This window comes from Corynebacterium sp. 74A, from assembly GCF_008930665.1.
GTDB lineage: Bacteria > Actinomycetota > Actinomycetes > Mycobacteriales > Mycobacteriaceae > Corynebacterium > Corynebacterium megadyptis.
On sequence record NZ_PQMG01000003.1, the window covers coordinates 148,876 to 169,204 of the forward strand.

At 63.6% G+C, this 20,329-nt stretch carries 20 protein-coding genes; 7 read left to right on the forward strand and 13 right to left on the reverse strand.

Annotated features, from left to right (window positions below):
• Positions 1–81 precede the first annotated feature (81 nt).
• The 13 genes from GBB11_RS05725 to GBB11_RS05785 all read right to left on the reverse strand — a co-directional run bounded on the left by GBB11_RS05725 (position 82) and on the right by GBB11_RS05785 (position 10,813).
• Positions 82–801 carry a TIGR02234 family membrane protein gene (locus GBB11_RS05725; RefSeq protein WP_225979133.1) on the reverse strand — a complete coding sequence of 240 codons (720 nt, stop codon included), beginning with the start codon at positions 799–801 and terminating at the stop codon, positions 82–84.
• Entirely contained in the window at positions 798–1,196 is a 399-nt protein-coding gene (hisI, locus tag GBB11_RS05730) for a phosphoribosyl-AMP cyclohydrolase (protein ID WP_151549359.1), read from the reverse strand. Before hisI ends, GBB11_RS05725 begins: the two co-directional genes overlap by 4 nt.
• Positions 1,186–2,028, reverse strand: coding sequence for an imidazole glycerol phosphate synthase subunit HisF (hisF, locus tag GBB11_RS05735; RefSeq protein ID WP_225979134.1), 843 nt, complete (start codon positions 2,026–2,028; stop codon positions 1,186–1,188). The genes hisI and hisF overlap by 11 nt, the downstream gene beginning before the upstream one ends.
• A gap of 186 nt (positions 2,029–2,214) precedes the next feature.
• Positions 2,215–3,051 carry an inositol monophosphatase gene (locus GBB11_RS05740; protein ID WP_151549139.1) on the reverse strand — a complete coding sequence of 279 codons (837 nt, stop codon included), beginning with the start codon at positions 3,049–3,051 and terminating at the stop codon, positions 2,215–2,217.
• Between the two features lie 44 nt (positions 3,052–3,095).
• Complete coding sequence (priA, locus tag GBB11_RS05745; protein ID WP_151549140.1) at positions 3,096–3,836, reverse strand: bifunctional 1-(5-phosphoribosyl)-5-((5-phosphoribosylamino)methylideneamino)imidazole-4-carboxamide isomerase/phosphoribosylanthranilate isomerase PriA; 741 nt, start codon at positions 3,834–3,836, stop codon at positions 3,096–3,098.
• Positions 3,837–3,899: 63 nt separating this feature from the next.
• Positions 3,900–4,535, reverse strand: coding sequence for an imidazole glycerol phosphate synthase subunit HisH (hisH, locus tag GBB11_RS05750; RefSeq protein ID WP_151549141.1), 636 nt, complete (start codon positions 4,533–4,535; stop codon positions 3,900–3,902).
• Between the two features lie 92 nt (positions 4,536–4,627).
• Positions 4,628–6,037: an MFS transporter gene (locus GBB11_RS05755; protein ID WP_151549142.1), complete on the reverse strand. Its 1,410-nt coding sequence runs from the start codon at positions 6,035–6,037 to the stop codon at positions 4,628–4,630.
• The gene (locus tag GBB11_RS05760) at positions 6,038–6,223 is read right to left on the reverse strand and encodes a hypothetical protein (RefSeq protein WP_369408538.1); all 186 of its coding nucleotides are present in this window, start codon (positions 6,221–6,223) and stop codon (positions 6,038–6,040) included.
• 30 nt (positions 6,224–6,253) lie between these two features.
• Positions 6,254–6,907, reverse strand: a complete 654-nt coding sequence (gene hisB, locus GBB11_RS05765; RefSeq protein ID WP_225976683.1) for an imidazoleglycerol-phosphate dehydratase HisB — start codon at positions 6,905–6,907, stop codon at positions 6,254–6,256.
• A gap of 83 nt (positions 6,908–6,990) precedes the next feature.
• On the reverse strand, positions 6,991–8,094 hold the full coding sequence (locus tag GBB11_RS05770; protein WP_151549144.1) for a histidinol-phosphate transaminase: 1,104 nt from the start codon (positions 8,092–8,094) through the stop codon (positions 6,991–6,993).
• A gap of 22 nt (positions 8,095–8,116) precedes the next feature.
• The gene (gene hisD / locus GBB11_RS05775) at positions 8,117–9,433 is read right to left on the reverse strand and encodes a histidinol dehydrogenase (RefSeq protein ID WP_151549145.1); all 1,317 of its coding nucleotides are present in this window, start codon (positions 9,431–9,433) and stop codon (positions 8,117–8,119) included.
• A 141-nt stretch (positions 9,434–9,574) separates the two neighbouring features.
• A complete protein-coding gene (locus tag GBB11_RS05780) occupies positions 9,575–10,126 on the reverse strand; it encodes a hypothetical protein (RefSeq protein WP_151549146.1) in 552 nt (183 codons plus the stop codon).
• Positions 10,127–10,132: 6 nt separating this feature from the next.
• Complete coding sequence (locus tag GBB11_RS05785) at positions 10,133–10,813, reverse strand: hypothetical protein (RefSeq protein WP_151549147.1); 681 nt, start codon at positions 10,811–10,813, stop codon at positions 10,133–10,135.
• Between the two features lie 101 nt (positions 10,814–10,914).
• On the opposite strand from GBB11_RS05785, the gene GBB11_RS05790 reads away from it, so the two are divergent.
• The 7 genes from GBB11_RS05790 to GBB11_RS10835 all read left to right on the forward strand — a co-directional run bounded on the left by GBB11_RS05790 (position 10,915) and on the right by GBB11_RS10835 (position 20,313).
• Positions 10,915–11,595, forward strand: coding sequence for a TetR/AcrR family transcriptional regulator (locus GBB11_RS05790; RefSeq protein ID WP_151549148.1), 681 nt, complete (start codon positions 10,915–10,917; stop codon positions 11,593–11,595).
• Positions 11,596–11,604: 9 nt separating this feature from the next.
• Positions 11,605–14,244: a glycogen debranching protein GlgX gene (glgX, locus tag GBB11_RS05795; protein WP_151549149.1), complete on the forward strand. Its 2,640-nt coding sequence runs from the start codon at positions 11,605–11,607 to the stop codon at positions 14,242–14,244.
• Positions 14,245–14,404: 160 nt separating this feature from the next.
• Positions 14,405–15,607, forward strand: a complete 1,203-nt coding sequence (locus GBB11_RS05800) for a BRCT domain-containing protein (RefSeq protein WP_225979135.1) — start codon at positions 14,405–14,407, stop codon at positions 15,605–15,607.
• 67 nt (positions 15,608–15,674) lie between these two features.
• Positions 15,675–16,337: a hypothetical protein gene (locus tag GBB11_RS05805; RefSeq protein WP_151549150.1), complete on the forward strand. Its 663-nt coding sequence runs from the start codon at positions 15,675–15,677 to the stop codon at positions 16,335–16,337.
• 277 nt (positions 16,338–16,614) lie between these two features.
• Complete coding sequence (gene treY, locus GBB11_RS05810) at positions 16,615–19,038, forward strand: malto-oligosyltrehalose synthase (protein ID WP_151549151.1); 2,424 nt, start codon at positions 16,615–16,617, stop codon at positions 19,036–19,038.
• Between the two features lie 6 nt (positions 19,039–19,044).
• Positions 19,045–20,073, forward strand: coding sequence for a GTP pyrophosphokinase family protein (locus tag GBB11_RS05815; RefSeq protein WP_151549152.1), 1,029 nt, complete (start codon positions 19,045–19,047; stop codon positions 20,071–20,073).
• A gap of 81 nt (positions 20,074–20,154) precedes the next feature.
• On the forward strand, positions 20,155–20,313 hold the full coding sequence (locus tag GBB11_RS10835; protein WP_192795947.1) for a hypothetical protein: 159 nt from the start codon (positions 20,155–20,157) through the stop codon (positions 20,311–20,313).
• Positions 20,314–20,329 lie beyond the last annotated feature (16 nt).

Genomic DNA, 20,329 nt, shown 5'->3' on the forward strand with positions numbered 1-20,329 from the left:
CTATAGCCTGCCACGGGCTATCCCTAAATTAGCCCTGTTTTCGCAGCTCACAGCCCCTCTAAACGGAGTTATGCAGAGGGCTTAACGGGCGGATGTGTTGCCTGCGTCATTGTCGTCTACGGAGGTGTCCGGGGCCTCGGTGGGATCAATATCTTCATCGAGGGCATCCCAGATCACGCGCCCGGAGTCGGGGGATTCCCGCAGATCCTCGCCGAGTTTCTCGCGCCGCGCCGCCCGCTTTTCGTATTTATTCGACGCCGCGCGCGCCTGCCCTGGCTGCAGCAGCAACAAGACGCCACCAAACACCGCGCTGGCGCAGGCGACCAGGGCCAATGCAGGACCAAGGGTGGAGCTATCAACGGCTTGGATACTGGCCCACTCGGTGAGTGTCTGCACCTGCTGGGAGGTGCCGGCCGCGGAGGCGCCCGCATCGTTCGAGTCTGCGAGCAGCAGCGCCCGCGCCCGCGAGGGATCAGGCTCACCTCCCAGCACGCTGAGCGGGGCATAGCCGCCGACTACCCCAGCCACAGCCACCACGCCGCCAATCACGCGGCGCACGAGGGGACGCAAGACCGCCGCCGCTACCACCGAGGCGAGAAAAAGCAGGGCGATGGCGGCCAGCTCGGTCGACCACGTGGCGCCGAGAATCTCAAAGGAGGCTGCACCGGATTTATCGTCGAAGCTATCGACGCTCACCCACACCATGCGGGTGGATACCCACGCCACCACGGCGCCCAGGGCAATCGCCCCCAAGGCCATCCAGTACTTGGCGGGGCGCTGGGCTGTGCTGTGCGAGCTCACTGCTGTTCTCCTTCTGTATCCTCGAGCGCGCAGCCGAAGCTGAGCTCACGGTCATCGAAGCAGGTGCGGCTGCCGGTGTGGCAGGCTGCGCCGGTCTGGTGCACGCGCATCAAGAGGGTATCGCCATCGCAATCCGCGGCCAGCGAAACCACCTTTTGCACGTGCCCGCTGGTCAGCCCCTTGATCCAGTACTCCTGGCGGGAGCGGGAATAGTAGGTGCCACGACGCGAGGCCAAGGTATAGGCCAGCGCGTGCGCGTCCATCCACGCCATCATCAACACTTCCTCACCGCGTTCCTCCTGCACCACCACGGGAACTAGGCCATCGGCATTAAAGCGCACCTGCGCGGCGACGGCGGGGTCCAGCTCATAATCGGCGGGATTACTACTCGGCATCATCGTCTCCCTCGGCTGCATCGGACTGCACGGCCGGAGCGACGCCGCCGTCCCAGCTGGTGCGCACCTCCAGGTTGGCGTCGATAAGCGCCTGCTTGCAGGAGGCAATGCTGACTTCTTGGAAATGGAAAATACTGGCCGCGAGCACCGCATCGGCGCCGGCCTCAATGGCGGGCGGGAAATGTTCGGCGCTACCGGCGCCACCGGAGGCAATCACGGGCACGGACACAGCAGCGCGGACGAGGCGAATCAGCTCGGTGTCGAAGCCGGCTTTGGTGCCATCGCCATCCATGGAGTTCAGCAGGATCTCCCCCACCCCGCGGCGCTCCGCCTCGCGGGCCCACTCGATAGCGTCGATCTCGGCGGAACGGGTGCCGCCGTGCGTAGTGACCTCAAACCCGCTCGGCTGCGGCGTCCCCCCGGCGGGCACGCGGCGGGCATCGAGGCTGAGGACCACGCATTGGGACCCAAAGGTTTCCGCCAATTCGGTGAGCAGCTCGGGCCGGGCAATCGCGGCGGTATTCACGCTCACCTTGTCCGCCCCGGCGCGCAGCAGCTGGTCCACATCCTCCACGCTGCGCACCCCGCCGCCAACGGTGAGTGGGATGAACACTTGATCCGCGGTGCGGCGCACCACGTCGAGCATGGTGCCGCGGCCGGCGGTCGAGGCGGATACGTCGAGGAACGTGAGTTCGTCTGCCCCCTCGGCGTCATAGCGTGCGGCGAGTTCCACGGGGTCGCCGGCATCGCGCAGCCCCTGAAAGTTCACGCCTTTTACCACGCGCCCTTGATCCACATCCAGACACGGAATCACTCGCACTGCTACGCCCACGGTTGTTCGTCCTTACCCACGATTGTTGTTCACGATTACAGAGGTTTTGACTGTAGTTGAATTCTCGCTATCAGTCTCCCACGCACCGGCCTATACACCGCGTACGGGGTGGGGCTTATCGACGCCACCCTCCAGCCACCATCAGCTGTGGCCCGCCGGCTGTACCCGACTGCCTTTCGTGCCGCCCTAGCCGGCCTGCTGGATGACGTCCATGACCACCTCGTGGATCTCTGGGGTGGCGGCCACCATGCCGATACCCCCGGGCCGCCACGGCGTGCCGCCAAGGTCGGTGACTACATTGCCCGCCGCAGTGTTGAGCACATAACCGGCGGCGTTATCCCACGGGTGGGGGCTAAAGCTCACGGCCCCGCCGAAGCGGCCAAGGGCGGTATAGGCGAGATCCACGCCCACCGAGCCACTGATGCGCAGCCGCGGGAAACGGGTGATGAGCTCCCCGAGCAGGGCGTGGCGCAGTGTCGTAGGGAAGCGGGAATCGCGGGGCGAGACAATAGAGCCGAACCCGAATTGGGTGATCGAGCGCACATGCTCCGCCGGCTGCGGAGCCGCCACCCCGTTGAGATACACCCCCGAGTGCGCCGTGGCGGAGAGCAACTCACCGGTGGCGGGCAGCGCGGTCAGGCCGACCACGGCCTGTCCACCGACGATGAGGCTGACCAGGATCGCGCACTGCGGGTTGCCGGCGGAGTAGTTGGAGGTGCCGTCGATGGGGTCGATCACCCATTGCGGGCTGGGGGTCGTGGCGGCTACTGCGTAGTCGCGCACCGCGCCAAATTCTTCCCCAGCACAGGAGATACCGGTGTGGGCGAGAAGTTCCTCGCTGAGCGTGCGCTCGAGCTGTAAGTCCACGGCGGTGGCGAAGTCCCCCGGCCCCTTCTTAATAGCAGGCGGGGAGCCGAGCCCGCCGCGAAAGACCGGCAGCAGCGGCTGCAGGATGCCTTCCGCGGTGCACCGCAGCTGCTCAAGCTGCTGGGCGTCATAGTCCGTCTGGGGTGTCTGCGCCATGGTGGTCTCCGCCCAATCCTGATGTGTCGGTGCCGTGCTCGTCGCTAGTCCAACGCGTCTACGGCGGCCTGCACCTCGGCGAAGCTAAAACGGTTTTCGTAGAGGGCCTTGCCGATGATCACCGAGTCGATGCCCTCGGCGCGGTGCTGAGCCACGGCCAGCACATCCTCGATGCTGGAGATGCCGCCGGAGGCGACGATGCGGGCATCGGTAGCGGCGGCCACATCGCGCAGCAGTTCAATATTCGGCCCAGTCAGGGTGCCGTCCTTGGACACGTCGGTCACGACGAAGCGGCTACAGCCGGCGGCGTCGAAACGCTCGAGAACCTCCCAGAGATCGCCGCCATCGGAGACCCAGCCATTGCCGCGGGTGCGCCATTCGCCATCGATGTGCTTGACATCGAGCCCGATCGCTACCGCCTCGCCATAGCGCTCGAGAACCGCCTCGGCCCAGTCCGGGTTTTCCAGCGCCGCGGTACCGATATTCACGCGGGCGGCACCGGTGCCGAGGGCGCGCTCGAGCGAGGCATCGTCGCGGATACCGCCGGTGAGCTCGACCTTAATGTCGAGTTCCCGAATCACCTCTGCCATGAGCTCGTGATTGGAGCCACGCTTGAAGGCGGCGTCGAGATCCACAAAGTGCAGCCACTCGGCGCCCTGCTCTTGCCAGGTGCGGGCCGCCTCCAGCGGGCTGCCATAGCTTTTCTCTGTCCCAGCCTCGCCCTGGTGCAGACGCACGGCCTGGGAATCTACAACGTCGACGGCGGGAATGAGAGTAAAACTCATGACGATCAAGGATCCTTCACGTGAACAGGGTCGGTGGCCGCTTGGGGCCTGGGCGGGATTAGCTTAGAGCGTAGCAATCCAATTGCGCAGCAGTTCGGCGCCGCTGTCGCCGGATTTCTCGGGGTGGAACTGGGTGGCCCACAGCGGGCCGTTTTCTACGGCAGCGAGAATGCGATCGCCACCGTGCTCGCTCCAGGCGAGCTTCGGGGGCAGGAAGGGCTCTTCTACCTGCATCTCCCAGGAGCGCACGCCATAGGAGTGCACAAAGTAGAAACGCTCGGCTGGGTCAATGCCGTCAAACATGCGCATGCCGGTATCGGCCTCGACGGTATTCCAGCCCATATGCGGCAATACATCCGCCTCGAGCCTTTCCACCGTGCCCGGCCACTCCCCCAGCCCCGCGGCATCCACGCCATGTTCGACGCCGCGAGCAAACATCACCTGCATACCGACGCAAATACCCAGCACGGGCCGGCTTCCGGCGAGACGCTCCCCGATCAACCGCGGCCCCTGCACCTTTTTCAGCCCCTCCATGCAGGCGGCATAAGCGCCGACCCCGGGAACGAGCAAACCATCGGCGGCGAGAACCTCGCGCGGATCGTGGGTCACCAGCGTGGTCACGCCGTGGCGTTCAATTGCTCGGTGCGCCGAGCGCAGGTTTCCGGCGCCATAGTCCAGAATGGCCACTGTTGTTGTCATGAGGTTGTCTCCACCTTGTTCTGTGCTTATCGACGCCACCCTGCAGCGGCGGGGCTGGCGCATCCACGAATTCTAGCCTGCGGTGGCCGAACCTAGCCGCGCTTCTTGTTTTTCTTTCCACGCTTCCAGCCGCCGGGGCGCGGGGCACGGCGCAGCAGCGCCTCCACCGGCACGGCACTGGCGCCGACACGGCGGATCTTGCGCATGCCATAGACGGCTTTGCGGGCCACCGGCACTTGGCGCAGCTGGGCGCGGGTGTTGCCGTATTCGGCGATACGATGCCGGCCCATCACCGCATCGGCGTAGCTGATCATCAGCCCCACCACGACCAGGCCAGCGCCGACGATAAAGGCGTCCTGGTAGGCGGCACGGGCGGCCACGATACCGAGCACAAAGGAACCCATGCCGGTGCCGGTGTCATAGGACATATTCCAGAGCGCGGAGGCTTCGGAGACCTTCGAACGCGGCAGTCGGTTGAACATGGCCAGCAGGGCCTCGTTTTGGATGGCGCCGAAGCCACCACCGAAGGCCAGTGCCGCAAAGAGCAGCAGCCAGCTGGGCCACTCGAAAATGATAATTACGGCGATAGCAACGAGCCCCAGTGCAGAGAGAATCTGGGCGGGGCGCATAGTGGCCCCAGCCTCGCCGCGGCGATCGGCCACCACGCCCGAGAGGAAACGGAAGATCATCTGTGCGCCACCGACAACCGAGAGCACGATACCGGCGATAAAGGCACCCGTGTTGGGGTCCAGATCGCGGATCGCGGCCGGCAGGAAGGAGGACACCGCACCGAAGCCCATGGCCACCGTGGAGATGGCGATGGCGGGCACGGTGATGAGTTTCCACGTGGCGACGCGCTGGTTAAAGCCCTCGGACTCCTCTTGGTTATCCGTGACGGGATTGGGCCGCACCGGCGGAATGAGCACGCAGAGCGCCGCACCGGAGACACCGATCACCGCGGCGATGATATAGACCACCGTGAAGCTGACATTATCGGCCACCGCGAGACCAATCGGCAAAAAGACCATCTGCGATAAGCCGACGCACACGCCCAGCATGCCGGAGGCCTTACCTAGGAAACGCAGCGGAACGATCTCCGCGATGAGGGCGGCCTGGGCCACGGTGATAGCGCCGAAGCCCACGCCGCGGAGGGCGGAAAAGAGCAGCGCCGGCACCACTGTCATACCCAGCAGGTGGCCGAGGGCGGGCACGCCGAGCATGAATGCCGAGGCCACCATCACCGGCCGGTATCCGACGGCGCGGATGGCCTGCGGGGTGAAATATTGGGTGAGCACGGTGGCGGCCATGAAGATGGCCGTGGTCGCACCAGCGAGGGCGTCGGAACCACCGGCATCAATAACGGCCAGCGGCACCACCGGCAGCAGAATGGAGAAAGCGCCGAAGGCCGAGCCCACTGCGATGAGCGTGGCAATAAACCCGGGCGACTTCCACATGCTGGGCAGTTCTTCGAGTTCTGCTCGTGAAAGTACCCGAGTGCTCATCTAGGCTCCTAACTCTCCAATCATCCATAACACCCCGCCAGCGAAGCCGATCAGGGCTAATACACCTAAGACTATCGTGAGTACTTTCTGCTCTGCCCGATAGGCCGAGATAGCGCCGCCGACCAGCAAACCAGCCACCATGAACAGCAGATATATCAACCACGAGGTGCCCGTGTCTCGCTGCATATCGGCGGCGGCGAGGACATAAATCTGCATCTACAGGCTTCCCTTAGTCGAGGGCACACCACTCACGCGCGGATCCTTTTCCACCGCCTGGCGCAGGGCGCGGGCCACCGCCTTGTACTCGGCCTCGGTGATGTGGTGGGGGTCGCGGCCATAGTGGCAGCGCACGTGCAGCGCGATCCGCGCATTAAGGGCCAGGGTTTCAAAGAAGTGATGGTTGATCACGGTGGGATAGTGCCCGCCGATCACCGCCGTGAGCATCTGGTCCGGCTCCCCCTTCATCACGCAATAGGGACGACCGGACACATCAACGATGCCCTCCACCAGGGACTCGTCCATGGGCAGCTGGCAGGAGCCGAAACGGCGGATACCGGATTTATCGCCCAGCGCTTCCGCGAAGGCCGTGCCGAGCACGATGCCGGTGTCCTCCACGGTGTGGTGGGCATCGACCTCAATATCGCCCTTGGCACGCACCTCGAGGTCGAAGCTGCCGTGGCTGGCAAAGGCGTGCAGCATGTGGTCGAAGAAGGGCAGCTCGGTGGAAATATCGGCCTTACCGGTGCCATCGAGGTTCAACTCCACCGAGATGGTGGATTCCTGGGTGGCCCGCTCGATACGAGCGCGACGCTCCTTATCGGCGGTCTCTGCGCTGATGCGCTGATCCCTGCTGTGGCTGAGATCGGGCATGATGTGCTCCTTGGTGTCTACGCCGGCCCGAGCACTGTGGCTGGGACCGGCATGGTGTGCGTGTCGTGTTCTGAGAACTCTGCTTATGTATTCTGCTGAATCTCACGTGCGGCGGCGAGGAAGGCATCATTTTCCTCCGGCAGGCCCACGGTCACGCGCAAGAAACCGTCCACGCCCACGTCCCGGATCAGTACTCCCCGATCCAAGAACTGCTGCCACACCTGGTGAGCATCGGCGAAGCGTCCAAAGAAAATGAAGTTCGATGAGCTATCAACCACCTCGTAGCCGATCTCCTTCAGCTCTGCGGACACCCGGTCGCGCTCCGCAGCAAGGGTGGCGACCGTTGCCAGGGTATCCTCGGAATGCTTCAGCGCCACCACCGCAGCGGACTGCGTGAGTACGGAGAGGTGATAGGGCAAGCGGGTGAGCATCACGGCCTCGACGAAGGCGGGCGCGGCCACAAAATAGCCCACGCGGGCGCCAGCGAAGTCGAAAGCCTTCGACATCGTCCGCGAGATCACCAGCTTGTCCGGATAGGTATCGAGCAGCGTGGCAGCCGAGGGTTGATCGGAGAACTCCGCATAGGCCTCGTCCACGATCACCACGCCCTCGGTGGCCTCGATGATGGTGGCAATATCCTCCAGCGAGGTCAGCCCGCCCGTGGGGTTATTGGGGGTTGTCACAAACACCACGCTGGGTGCGTGCTCGGCGATCGCGGCGAGCGCCCTATCGATATCGATGGCGAAATTCTCATCGCGGGGACAGTTGAGAAACTCCGTCATGGTCGATTCGGAGAGAATCGGGTGCATGGAGTAACTCGGCTGGAAGCCGAGGGCGGACCGGCCGGGGCCGCCGAAGGCCAGCAGCAATTGCTGCAGCACCTCATTAGAGCCATTGGCCGCCCAGACATTGTCTACGGTGACCTCGACCCCCGTCTGCCGGGAAAAATACTCGGCCAACGCGGTGCGCAGTTCCACGCTGTCTCGCTCCGGGTAGCGGTTGAGACGCGCGGCATCGGCGGCGAGGCGTTCCTGTAACTCGGCGACGATCGCTTCGGAGGGCGGATAGGGGTTCTCATTGGTGTTGAGTGCGACCGGCACCTCGAGCTGCGGCGCACCATACGGCGATTGCCCGCGCAGGCTATCGCGTAAGGGCAAGTCATTCAGCGAAGGGTGGGAAGCTGCCATGAAGTCTCACGCCTCTTTCTTCTTAGTCGGTGGCTGCGTCGGTGCGGGCCTTGATGGCTTCACCGTGGGCGGGCAGGGCCTCGGCATCGGCGAGGGCGATCACGGCGGGGCCGATCTCACGCAAGGCCGCGTCGTTGTACTCGATGAGATTCACGGCCTTCAGGAAGGTGTGGGTAGACAGCCCCGAGCTGTGTCGAGCCGTCCCCGAGGTGGGCAGCACGTGATTGGATCCGGCCGCATAGTCACCCAAGGGCACCGGCGAATAGGTGCCCACAAAGATCGCCCCAGCGTTGCGGATCTTCTCCGCATCCGCCCGAGACTGACGGGTGTGCACCTCGAGGTGCTCGGCCGCATAGGCGTCGGCGGCGCGCAGCGCCTCGTCCATGGAATCGACCAGCACGATACCGGACTGGGCGCCACGAAGGGCCTGGGCCACGCGCTCAGAGTTCAGCGTCACGGAATAACGCTGCTCCACCTCACGATCGACGGCGGCGGCGAACTCTGCGGAATCAGTAATCAATACAGACGCCGCCATGACATCGTGTTCGGCCTGGCTGATCAAGTCATAGGCCACCTCCACGGCATCGGCGCTGTCATCGGCGACGATGGCGATCTCGGTGGGGCCGGCCTCCGAGTCGATGCCCACCACGCCGCGCACCAAGCGCTTAGCGGCGGTGACAAAGATATTGCCCGGTCCGGTGATCATATCGACCGGCTCCAGACCGGCGCTGTCATCGCCATAGGCCAGCAGGGCCACCGCTTGGCCACCGCCAACGGCCCAGACCTCGTCCACACCGAGCAGCTCGCAGGCAGCCAAGATGGTCGGGTGTGGCCAGCCGCCGAACTGCTGTTGCGGCGGAGAAGCCACTACCAGGCTGGTCACCCCGGCCTCCTGGGCGGGGATGACGTTCATCAACACCGAGGAGGGGTAGACGGCATTGCCGCCGGGCACATACAGCCCGACCCGCTCGACGGGAATGAACTTCTCGGTCACCGTGGCCCCGTCGGCCAAAGTCGTGGTGCTGCTCTGCGGAACCTGGGCGGCGTGCACCTGACGAATGCGAGAAATAGCCTCGTCGAGGGCGGCACGCACCTGCGGCTCAAGCGATGCCGCAGCCTCGCGCAGCACCGCTTGTGGCACCCGCACCGACTCGGGGCGGATGCCATCAAACTTCTCGCCATAATCTAAGGCTGCGGCGGCGCCGCGCTCCTGAACATCCGCCACCATGGGAGCGACGGTCTCGATAACAGCGCTCACATCAGTGGTGCCGCGCGGCAGCGCCTCCCGCAGTTCGCGGGTCGAGGGGGTTGTTCCACGAAGGTCAGTAATCTGCAGCATCGCTCACACACATCTTTCGTTATATTCATCGGCTGCTCGGCGGGCGTGTGGGGCTATTGTAAGAGCCCACCCTTAACTATCGGCATTCTACGCCCCGTACAGGTGTAGCCCCCGACACCTATACCGCAGGAGACACCGCGCTCAGTGCTGCTCCGCTGCGACCTCCTGCTCGCTGACGCCGACGCTCACCCAATAGGACAGCGCCGCCACGCCGGCCGCGGCCAGCACGCCCACCCGCCCAGTGAGAGTCAGAGCGATCATGGCGCTATCCCCCACCTCACTATCGTGCAGGTCGGGCACCGGATGGGCCATCATGGCCAGCCAATTGCCAAGATCAAAGGCCATCAAGGCGCCGATGGCGGCGCTGCCCACCACGGCTACCATGGTCCAGAGGCTTGGGGCGGCGAGGCAGCGTCGATAAGCGCCCACGCCCAGCACCATCGCCACCGCGGAACTCGCGATAACCCATAGCGCATACTGCGGAAACTGCTGCGCAATGGCCGCGGCATCGCTGAATACTCGGCCATCAGCGGCCACGGTGACCCGCTGGCCGGGGCGCAGCAGACCCCACGGGACAGCCCACGCCGAATTGACCCCCACCGCGAAGGCAAAGCTGCCGAGCGCCGTGCGCACAGCGGGGCGCTCGCTCACATAGCGCCGCAGAGAAGACGTGGCGCTAGCCGATCCTGCCATGCCCACCTAGTTGCACATGGTCCAGCGGCCGTCTTCGCGTTCAAAGCGCATGGTGCTGGTTTCGGCATTCGGGCCGGTAGGAGTGACCTGCGCGCTCGCGGAATCGCCATTGACCTGGATATCGCTGACGTCTTGCACCCCGAGGTTGAGATTGGGCTGGTTTTCCAGCGACACATCCGGCACCTTCGAGGGATCGCCCGCGGCATAGCCGCCATTGCTTTCAATCACGCGCCGGCAGCTGTTGTTATTGGCATATTCCATAAAGGAACGCAGCGTGGTCTGCTCGCCCCAGCCGCGCACGAGCTGCTCAATTTCCTGCTTGTCTTTCTCATTTGCCGGCTGTCCGCCCTCGATCGGCTGCTGGTCGGGGGCCGCCACGGCAGCCTGTTGGGCCGCCTGCCGGGCCGCCTCCAGCTGCTCCTGCTGGGCCTGCTGCACCCGCTCGCGCTCATCCTCCGGGCGGCGCTCTTCTGCCTGATTGTCCTCGTTCTCTTCGGCCTTCTCCTCCTCGGAGCGCTCCGGCGTGGCCGTGGAGGTAGAGGTCGTTGTGGTGGTGGATTGGCTACTGCTGCTCGAGGACGAGCTCGGTGCCGAGTCCTCCTCGTCGCGGCTGCAGGCACTCAATGTCAGAGGCAGCACCAATAGTGCTGCGACGACGCTCTTCTTGGACAGAGACGCGATGGACACGATAGACAACTTCTCCTCAGCTAAAGGTCTACTACCCGCATAGGCATCTCATCCCGCGGGTCAGTGCTGGATCAACCGTAGCAAACACACCTGACAACCATATGAGAATCTGCGCAGACCACTCCCAGACTCCGCTGAAAACCATCCTCACGCTTGTCGACGCCACCCGCTCGGCAGAGTTCACTACAGTAAAAACTGTGCAACTATCGAAACAGGCGATTATTGACTCCGCCATGACCATCCTGGACACCTTTGGATTGGCCGATATGACCATGCGGCGTGTGGCCACACACCTCGGGGTCGCCCCTGGGGCTTTGTACTGGCATATCCCCTCCAAGCAGGCGCTGATCGCGGAGATCGCCCAGCAGATCCTCGCCCCGGCGTGGGCAGAGATACCCGCAGAGGGCGTCGATAAGCACTGGAGCGAACGCCTCGAGCAGGCGGCCGATCGGCTGCGGGAATGCCTGAACGCCCACCGCGATGGCGCCGAGATCGTGAGCGCCGCACTTCCCCAACCCGAGCTCGCGGCCCGCGCCGGCGAGATTTTCAGCGCGCATCTGCCACCGGAGGTCCCCGCCGCACAGCGCGAGGACATGGCAGCAGTATTTCTGCACTACGTGATTGGAGCCGTGTTGGCGGAGCAGTCCACACGCCAACTCACTGAACTCGCTCACCCGCGCGAAAAATCCCCTTCTCACCTGCACGAGGTGGACTATCACAGCCGCTTCGATATGGGCGCCCAGCTGCTGGTTAAGGGTATTATCTCGCAATACCGTCTATGATCGTTCCCTATGAGCACTTCTGATCTACCCTTCGAAGTTTGGCCCGGCGATGCCTACCCTTTGGGTTCCACCTACGACGGCGCCGGAACCAACTTCGCCCTCTTTTCCGACATTGCGGAGAAAGTGGAACTCTGCCTCATTGATGCGGATCTGAACGAAACCCGCGTCAATATGGAAGAAGTGGATGCCCACATCTGGCACTGCTACCTTCCTGGCGTTCAGCCTGGGCAGCGCTACGGGTATCGCGTGCACGGCCCCTATGACCCCGACAACGGACACCGTTGCGACCCGAACAAACTGCTGGTTGATCCCTACTCCAAGGCCTTCGCCGGGGAATACGATGGCGATCCCTCGCTGTTCTCCTACGACATCTTCAATCCCGAGGATCCGAACGCCCGCAACACCGAGGACAGCCTGGGCCACACCATGTTGTCGGTCGTGATTAACCCCTTCTTCGACTGGGGCGCAGATCGCGCACCGGAGGTTCCCTATCACGAGACCGTCATCTACGAAGCCCACGTCAAGGGCATGACGATGACGCACCCCGACGTGCCGGAAAACCTGCGCGGCACCTACGCCGGCTTGGCCCACCCGGCCATCATTGACTACCTCAAGCACTTGGGCGTCACCGCCATCGAGCTGCTGCCGGTCCACCAGTTCTTCCAGGACGATCGCCTGCGCGAGCTGGGCCTGCGCAACTATTGGGGCTATAACACCTTCGGCTTCCTCGCCCCGCACGAAGACTATGCCGCCGCCTCCGAACCGGGCGGAGCCGTGGCCGAGTTCAAGGGAATGGTGCGCAGCTTCCACGAAGCTGGCCTCGAGGTGATCCTCGACGTGGTGTACAACCACACCGCCGAGGGCAACCACATGGGCCCGACCATCTCCTTCCGCGGTATCGACAACGCCGCCTACTACCGGCTGGTGGATGGCGATCGCCGTCACTACATGGACTACACCGGCACCGGTAACTCCCTGAATGTGCGCCACCCGCACTCGCTGCAGCTGATCATGGATTCGCTGCGCTACTGGGTCACCGAGATGCACGTCGATGGCTTCCGCTTCGATCTGGCCTCCACCTTGGCCCGCGAGCTGCACGACGTGGACCGCCTCTCCTCCTTCTTCGATCTGGTCCAGCAGGACCCGATCGTCTCCCAGGTGAAGCTCATCGCCGAGCCGTGGGATGTGGGCGAGGGCGGCTACCAGGTGGGTAACTTCCCGCCGCTGTGGACCGAGTGGAACGGAAAATACCGCGATACCGTCCGCGATTTCTGGCGTGGCGAGCCCGCCACCCTCGGCGAGTTTGCCTCCCGTCTGACCGGCTCCTCCGATCTTTATGCCAATAATGGTCGCCGCCCCACGGCCTCCATTAACTTTGTCACCGCCCACGATGGCTTCACCCTCAATGACTTGGTGAGCTATAACAACAAGCACAACGACGCCAATGGCGAGGGCAATAACGACGGCGAATCCCATAACCGCTCGTGGAACTGTGGCGAAGAGGGCCCCTCCGAGGATCCGCAGGTGTTGCAGCTGCGTGCCCAACAGCGCCGCAACTTCCTCACGACCCTGCTGCTCTCCCAGGGCACGCCGATGCTGGCGCACGGTGATGAGATGGGCCGCACCCAGGGCGGTAATAACAATGTGTACTGCCAGGACAACGAGATCGCGTGGATGGACTGGGAGCAGGCCGAAACCAATGCCGATCTGGTGGCCTTTACCAAGCGCCTGCTGAACATTCGCGCCATTCACCCGGTGTTCCGTCGTCGTCGCTTCCTCGCCGGCGGCCCGCTCGGTGATGCGCAGCTGGCAAAGCGCGATATCGCCTGGTTGGTGCCGGATGGCAAGGTGATGAGCCAAGAGGACTGGAACTTCGCCTTCGGCAAGTCGCTCATGGTGTATCTCAATGGCGATGCCATTGCCGAGCCCGATGAGCGCGGCGAGAAGATCCATGATGATTCCTTCATTTTGTGCTTCAACGCCTATCACGAAGACATCCAGTTCACCGTTCCCGATGAGCAGTTCGGTAAGAGCTGGCGGTTGATCGTGGACACCACCGAGGCCACCGGCTACCCGCTGGAGGAAGAAGTGGTCGAGGCCGGGCAGACCTTCGTGGTTCCCGCCCGCTCCACCTCCATCCTCAAGCAGATCGAGCCGCCAGAGGCCGAGGAGAACCAGGCCAACGATGACGAGTACGCTCGCCGTCTGCACGCCGTGAACGTGGGCTCCGAGCGCACCAACTACTCCGGTGAGCGCCTCGAGCGTGCCTTGCGCGACCGCGATCACCGCATCAAGCAGTCTCAGGCGCAACTGGCCAAGCTCGCCGAAACCGATCCCGAGAAGGCTAAGGCCAAGCTTGAGCGCGCCAAGGCGAAACTCGAGGAGGCAGAGGGCTTGGACGAAGCCGAGGTGGACGCCCTGAAGGCCGAGGTGGAGCTCCTCATGGCCCAAGCCGAGCAGCACGCCCACGAGGATTCCGACAGCGAAGGTGAGCAGCAGGCACAGTCCTACTCCTGCAGCGACACCGAGGCCCGCTCGCACACCGACTGGACCGAAGAGTTGGTGGATGCCGAAAAGCGCGCCCACGAGAAGGTCGAGCAGGTAACCCGCGAGACCGCCGAGCGCGTCGAGGAGAACAAGGCCGACTAGCTCAGCACGAGGCCGCCTCAAGGCTTCACCCACGCCCGCGTATGATCGTGACAGACATGTACACGCTCCTCTGCGCGGGCGTCGGCTATGTGCGCGGGTGCGCGAACGCACAGGGCGTGTACGGCCTTGTTAGCGCGAATGGATATAAGGAGCTGGACACGTGGTTGCGGTTCATGGCGGAAATGTGGAATTTGTGGGCACCACGCTCACCTTTCAGCCCAGCGAGCTTGCCCGCGCCCTCCGGGTGCCGGCGCAGTCCATGCGCCTGGATTCCTCCTGTACGTGGCAGCTAGAGGAGCCGACCGCACTCAGCTGCGGCACGCTCACCGTACGTTCCGATGACTCCTGCCTGACGATTACTGTCGCGCCCAACCACGCCGAGACCGCCCGAGATCTCGTGCGGGTGATCACCGGCATCGCCACGGGAGAGGGCATGTCCATTCCCGGCTTGGACTGTGTGCTCGCCAGCGGCGAGTTCGCGCATGGTGATCCAGGCCAGCTCGAGACGCTGAGCCTCGCACGGGTTCGCGCTGGGCGGATAGAAGAAGAGCGCACCCTCGAAGGCGCAGACATTGCCACTCGCTGCAGCGAGTTCTTGGGCCAGGACATCCTAGTGGCCTATAACGCGCAGCCGCTTCTACTGGGTATTGCCCAGGCGGCCCGCCGGGAAGGCGTGGATGCGCCGGAGTGCGAGTGTGGCTGCTTGCTTGCGCTCACCCGCGCCCAAGCTGCCACGGCGGATGCCCCCGCCCAGCAGGTCCGTTTGGGCGTGTCCATTGCGGAGACACTCACCCTGCTTGGCGCTGCCACCGCAGACGCCACCGAGCCCAGGGATCTCCGCGCAGTGTGGGCGGCCTCCTCGCTGCGGCTGGGACGCTGCACCGCCTCCGGAACAGTGCAGCCCGTAGTGCATGATCGTCTGGCCGGTGTCTCCGGCACGAGCGCTCGTGCCGCCGCGAGCACTACCGCGGGACAGGAGGCATCCGACACGACTGCGGGGGCGAAGGCCAAGGGCTCTGCCAACGCCCCGGCATGGGCCAAGGTGCAGGCCCCCGACTCGGTGCCGGAGGCCAACCCCAATGCCACCAAGGACAACCCGCTGTTCGGCCAGAATGTCACCCTCACTGGCGAGTTCTCCCCCTTCGACAAAGGACAGCTCTGGGAGCGCATCGCCGACTGCGGCGCCACCGTAGGCAAGAACGTGACCAAAAAGACCACTATTCTGGTGTGCGGGCCGTGGAATGGAATCACCTCTAAGCAGAAGAAGGCGGAGAAATACCGCGACCAAGGCCAGAGCATCGAATTCTGGGATCAGCCACGGTTGCTGCAGGTGCTGGGCCTGGACGAAGAGCCGCCATTTTAGCCCCCGATAAGGGGTGAGGTATGGGGCTAGCGGAACCTCAGCCGCCCTCAGGAGAGTCCACATCACTATGACTCTTCATACGCATCTGATCACGCCCCTTCTCCGGCCGACGGCATTAGTGCGCCGAGACCGTCTCGACAGCGCCCACTTCGCGACATCAGCACCGCTGGTGAATCTGTGCACCACCTTGGCCGCAACCCTCTGCCATGACGGCACCCCGCTGACCCAGCGCGATATCGACTCCCTGCAAATCAGCGTCTCACGCGCGTGGGGCATGGCGGCCACTAACCTCGTCAACGCCGCCCGCAGCCCGCGTGGCCTGCGTTTCCTCACTCGCCGGTGCGGGGAAATTACCCAAATCCGCACCCCTGGCCACTCGCCTACTGCATGGCTGGCACACCCCACCACCTTCACCATTCTCAATAATCATTGCAGCAACCTGCTCGGCAGCAATGTGGTGTTCGTAGCGCTCTCCGATGATCATCTCTTCGCTGTTCCGGTGCGAGCGGCCGCAGGCTTCAGCAATGATTGGATCACCGAACTCGCGCGCATCCACCTGCCGCAGCGCCCCGGAAAGCCCCCGCAGCCGCTCAGCCCGCACGCCTTGCTCTACCAAGATGGCTTTCCGCATGAGCTCAGTCCGCAGAATATACCGAGCACGCTTGCTTCCTCCCCGGCCGCAGCGCGGCGGCGGCGCACTATTCCGCTCATGGGAAGCGAAGCAAGCTAGCCCCGTAGAGGCACGGGTGGGCTGGGGCATGCCCGCCCGAACCAGCCCCTGCACCAGAATCCGCACGAGGCCCCGCACGAGCAAGAGAATCGCCCGCGCAGGGCTAGTTCTGCCGCCGCGGGTGCGAGCAGGTCTACACTCATAAGGCACATGTGCGTGTGCGCCTGCTCCTCGATAGCGGGGACGAATCTTTAAGTCTCTGTCGAGCGGCGGCATAGGCGCGCCGCCTGTACCGTCACACATTGTGCGATTTCTACAAACTGAGGACTGATTTTTCATGCCCCGAACACCCATTACCTCCACGTATCGTCTCCAGCTGCGCGGCCCGAAGGCCGATGCCCAGGGCCGTGCGTTTGGTTTTGCCGAAGCAGCCGAGGTGGTCCCCTATCTGCATGAGCTGGGTGTCAGCCACGTGTACTGCTCGCCGATTCTGGCGGCGGCACCGGAGTCCAATCACGGCTACGATGTGATCGACCCCACCACCGTTAATCCGGAGCTGGGTGGTATCGAGGGCTTCCGCGCTTTGGCGAATGTGGTGCATGAGCACGGCATGGGCTTAGTCATCGATATCGTGCCCAATCACGTGGGCATCGATAATCCCCGCGCTAATGCGTGGTGGTGGGATGTACTCAAGCGCGGCCAAGCCTCGGAGTTTGAGTCCTATTTCGATATCGACTGGCACAAGGATAATGGTGCTGGGGGCAAGCTGGGGCTGCCGGTGCTCGGCGCGGAGGGCGATGAGGACAAGCTCGAGTTCCGCGAGGTCGAGGGCGAGACCGTCCTTGCCTACTATGACAATATTTTCCCCATCGACGAGGGCACACTCAGCGAGGATCCGCTCGATACCTATCGCCAGCAACACTATAAGCTGATGTACTGGCGCGACGGGGTGATCAGCTATCGCCGCTTCTTCTCCGTTAATGGCCTCGCCGGCATCCGCCAGGAGGATCCGCTGGTGTTTGAGCACACCCACCGCGTGATCCGTCAGCTCTGCGCTGAGGGGCTTATCGACGGTATCCGAGTGGACCACCCCGATGGTCTCTCCGATCCTTTTGGTTATCTCAAGCGGCTGCGCGATGTGATTGGTGAGGATCGCTGGCTCGTGGTGGAAAAGATCCTCGATGTGCACGAGCCGCTCGATGCCCGTCTCGCTGCCGATGGCACCACCGGCTATGACGCCCTGCGCGAGCTCGACGGGGTCTTTCTCAATCGCCGCGCCGAGGATGCACTCTCGATGCTGGCTCTCGAGCAGTCCGGCTCTACCTGGAATCAGGCGGCGATTGATGCGACTGAGCACGCCCTGAAGCGGGATGTGGCTGCCGATGAGCTCTCCGCCGAGGTGCGCCGCCTGGCGCGGGCGCTGCGCCGCGATAACTTCTCCACTGTGGGCGGGCGGGTCTCCGACGAGGAACTTTTCGACACCATTGTGGACTTGGTGGCCGCCATGCCGGTCTACCGCGCGGACTATCTCTCTTTGTCGCGCGTGACCGCCACGATCGTGGCGGATATGGGCCGGCGCTTCCCCTCCCGCCGCAACGCCCTCGACCTCATCTCTGCTGGCCTATTGGCAGATGGCGAGGCCAAGATCCGCTTCGCCCAGGTGTGCGGCGCGGTGATGGCTAAGGGCGTGGAGGACACCACCTTCTACCGCGCCTGCCGTTTGGTGGCACTACAAGAGGTGGGCGGCGCCCCAGGGCGTTTCGGTGTCTCCGCCGCAGAGTTCCATCTTTTGCAGCAGGAGCGCAGCGTGCTGTGGCCGAAGGCCATGACCACCCTGACCACCCACGACACCAAGCGCGGCGAGGACGTGCGCGCCCGCATCCTATCTATTTCTGAGACCCCCACCGAGTTCGCGGAACTGGTGCGCGAGGTCTTGGCGCTCACCCCTGCCCCGGATTCCCAGACTGGGCTCTTTTTGCTGCAGAACCTGCTGGGTATCTGGCCGGAAAACGGCGAGGTGCCCGATTCTCTCGTGGAGCGTTTCCACGCCTATGCGGAAAAGGCGATGCGCGAGGCCAGTGTGCACACCACCTGGACAGATCCGGATGCCCAGTTCGAAGATTCCATTCACAACTGGATCGATGCGCTCATCCAAGGCCCCGCCACCCCGCTGATCACCGCCTATGTGCAGCGGCTGGCGCCTTCGGCACGGGTGCTCTCGGTGGGCCGTAAACTTCTGCAGCTCATCGGCCCCGGTATCCCAGACATCTACCAGGGCAACGAGTTCTTCGATGATTCCCTCGTGGACCCGGATAATCGCCGCTTCGTCGACTACACCAAGCGCGAGCAGTGCCTGCAGATGCTGATCGAGCAGGGCCTGCGCACCGAGGAGGGCACCGCGCTTATCGATGCCACCCCCGACCTGGTGAAGCTCGCCGTGGTGCACGAGTCCTTGACTCTGCGCCGAGAGCACCCTGACTACTTCATCAACGCCGACTACCAGTCGGTATTCGCCCAAGGTGTGGCGGAGAATCACCTCGTGGGCATGGCCCGCGGCGATGGGGAACGCAATGTGGATGTGATTGCGGTGGCTACCCGCACCCCGCTGCTCTTGGACGATGACGGCGGCTGGCGCGATACCACCATCACCCTGCCCGACGGCACCTGGCAGGACCGCTTCACGGGGCGCCAGTGGCAGGGCACCATCGCCGTCGCGGATCTTTTCGCTACCCTGCCGATCGCGTTGCTGGAAGGTATCTAAAACGGAGTGAGCACTGAACCTGTTTCCGAGGGGGACATCGTACACACCCCCGAGCACATATCCGCCCTCAGCGACACCTATACGCAGTGGTGCGCTGCGCATCCCGATGCGGCGGAACGCTTTCAAGATGTGATCGAGGATCTGCTCACCGATGGCGGTATCACCTATGACCGGGTGGTGGCGCGGGTGAAACAATGGCCCTCCTTAGAGGCGAAAGCCTATAAGCGGGATGCCGAGGGCGAGTGGGTGTATCCGCATCCCTGGGACGATATTCATGACATTCTCGGGGTGCGGGTCACCACGTTTTACTCCACCGAGATTCCCATCGTGATCGACATGCTGGGCGGGCATTTTCATGTGCTGCGCTCAATCGATAAGACTGCGCAGACGCGGGTGAGCGGTAGTTTCGGCTATGGCAGTCACCACCTGGTGGTGCGGGTTCCTTCCGATCATGACGATCTGGAAGATTTCGCTGGGCTGACCTTCGAGGTGCAATTGCGTACCGTGCTGCAGCATGCGTGGGCCGAGTTCGAGCACGATATCCGCTATAAAGCCTCCGGGGCCACTGTGGATCCGCGGGTGGATCGCGCTTTTACTCTCGCCGCCGGGCTGATTGAGTTGGCCGATCAGCAATTTGATCAGATAGCGAGCATCCAGAATCCTTCCCCAGAGCCGGGCGATGATGTTGCCTTGACTGCGATCACCTTGCCCGGCGTGCTGGCCATTTTGTTGGGCTCGCAGTTCCCGCGTTCTAAATCCGAGCACTATCCATGGCTGGAAGAGCTCCTCAAGCGCAATGGTGTCACCACCGTGGCCGAGTTGAAGGAGCTGGTAAACGCGCCCGCGATTGCGCGGCTGCGGCGACGCTTGGACTACCGTTTCCAACCCAGCCAGGTGCGTATCGTGGACGATCTGCTGCTCGACCGCTTCGGCGAAGAGCACATTGCCCGCACTGATTCCACCGGTAACCGCGCTGCTCAGCGGCCACATCGCCTCGCCCGCCGCTTGAAGCGGCTGCGCCGTGAGGACACCTAGAGGCTTCTCCACCGTAGGGTCGGTGGGCTAGACTGGCGGCTGGTAGATACCCCATCCGACTAGTGCAAGGAGACGATCGAGATGGATAGTTTTGCAGAGCAGTTCCCTGTTGCCGCTGACATGGTGCACGTGTGGGCGCTGCGGGCAGCCGATTTCTTCCGCGAGTACGGGATCGATATTCCGCCCGCTGAATGGGGCATGGACGATCTGGACGCTGTTGTAGGAAGCATGGAGTTCTAGCTTTCCACCAGCTATC

Coding starts and splice junctions, on each gene's coding strand:
- hisI (WP_151549359.1), bottom strand. CDS start 1,196: ATGCCGAGTAGTAATCCCGCCGATTATGAGCTGGACCCCGCCGTCGCC.
- GBB11_RS05740 (WP_151549139.1), bottom strand. CDS start 3,051: ATGGCGCAGACACCCCAGACGGACTATGACGCCCAGCAGCTTGAGCAG.
- priA (WP_151549140.1), bottom strand. CDS start 3,836: ATGAGTTTTACTCTCATTCCCGCCGTCGACGTTGTAGATTCCCAGGCC.
- hisH (WP_151549141.1), bottom strand. CDS start 4,535: ATGACAACAACAGTGGCCATTCTGGACTATGGCGCCGGAAACCTGCGC.
- GBB11_RS05755 (WP_151549142.1), bottom strand. CDS start 6,037: ATGAGCACTCGGGTACTTTCACGAGCAGAACTCGAAGAACTGCCCAGC.
- GBB11_RS05760 (WP_369408538.1), bottom strand. CDS start 6,223: ATGCAGCGAGACACGGGCACCTCGTGGTTGATATATCTGCTGTTCATG.
- hisB (WP_225976683.1), bottom strand. CDS start 6,907: ATGCCCGATCTCAGCCACAGCAGGGATCAGCGCATCAGCGCAGAGACC.
- GBB11_RS05770 (WP_151549144.1), bottom strand. CDS start 8,094: ATGGCAGCTTCCCACCCTTCGCTGAATGACTTGCCCTTACGCGATAGC.
- hisD (WP_151549145.1), bottom strand. CDS start 9,433: ATGCTGCAGATTACTGACCTTCGTGGAACAACCCCCTCGACCCGCGAA.
- GBB11_RS05780 (WP_151549146.1), bottom strand. CDS start 10,126: ATGGCAGGATCGGCTAGCGCCACGTCTTCTCTGCGGCGCTATGTGAGC.
- GBB11_RS05790 (WP_151549148.1), top strand. CDS start 10,915: ATGAGAATCTGCGCAGACCACTCCCAGACTCCGCTGAAAACCATCCTC.
- glgX (WP_151549149.1), top strand. CDS start 11,605: ATGAGCACTTCTGATCTACCCTTCGAAGTTTGGCCCGGCGATGCCTAC.
- GBB11_RS05805 (WP_151549150.1), top strand. CDS start 15,675: ATGACTCTTCATACGCATCTGATCACGCCCCTTCTCCGGCCGACGGCA.
- treY (WP_151549151.1), top strand. CDS start 16,615: ATGCCCCGAACACCCATTACCTCCACGTATCGTCTCCAGCTGCGCGGC.
- GBB11_RS10835 (WP_192795947.1), top strand. CDS start 20,155: ATGGATAGTTTTGCAGAGCAGTTCCCTGTTGCCGCTGACATGGTGCAC.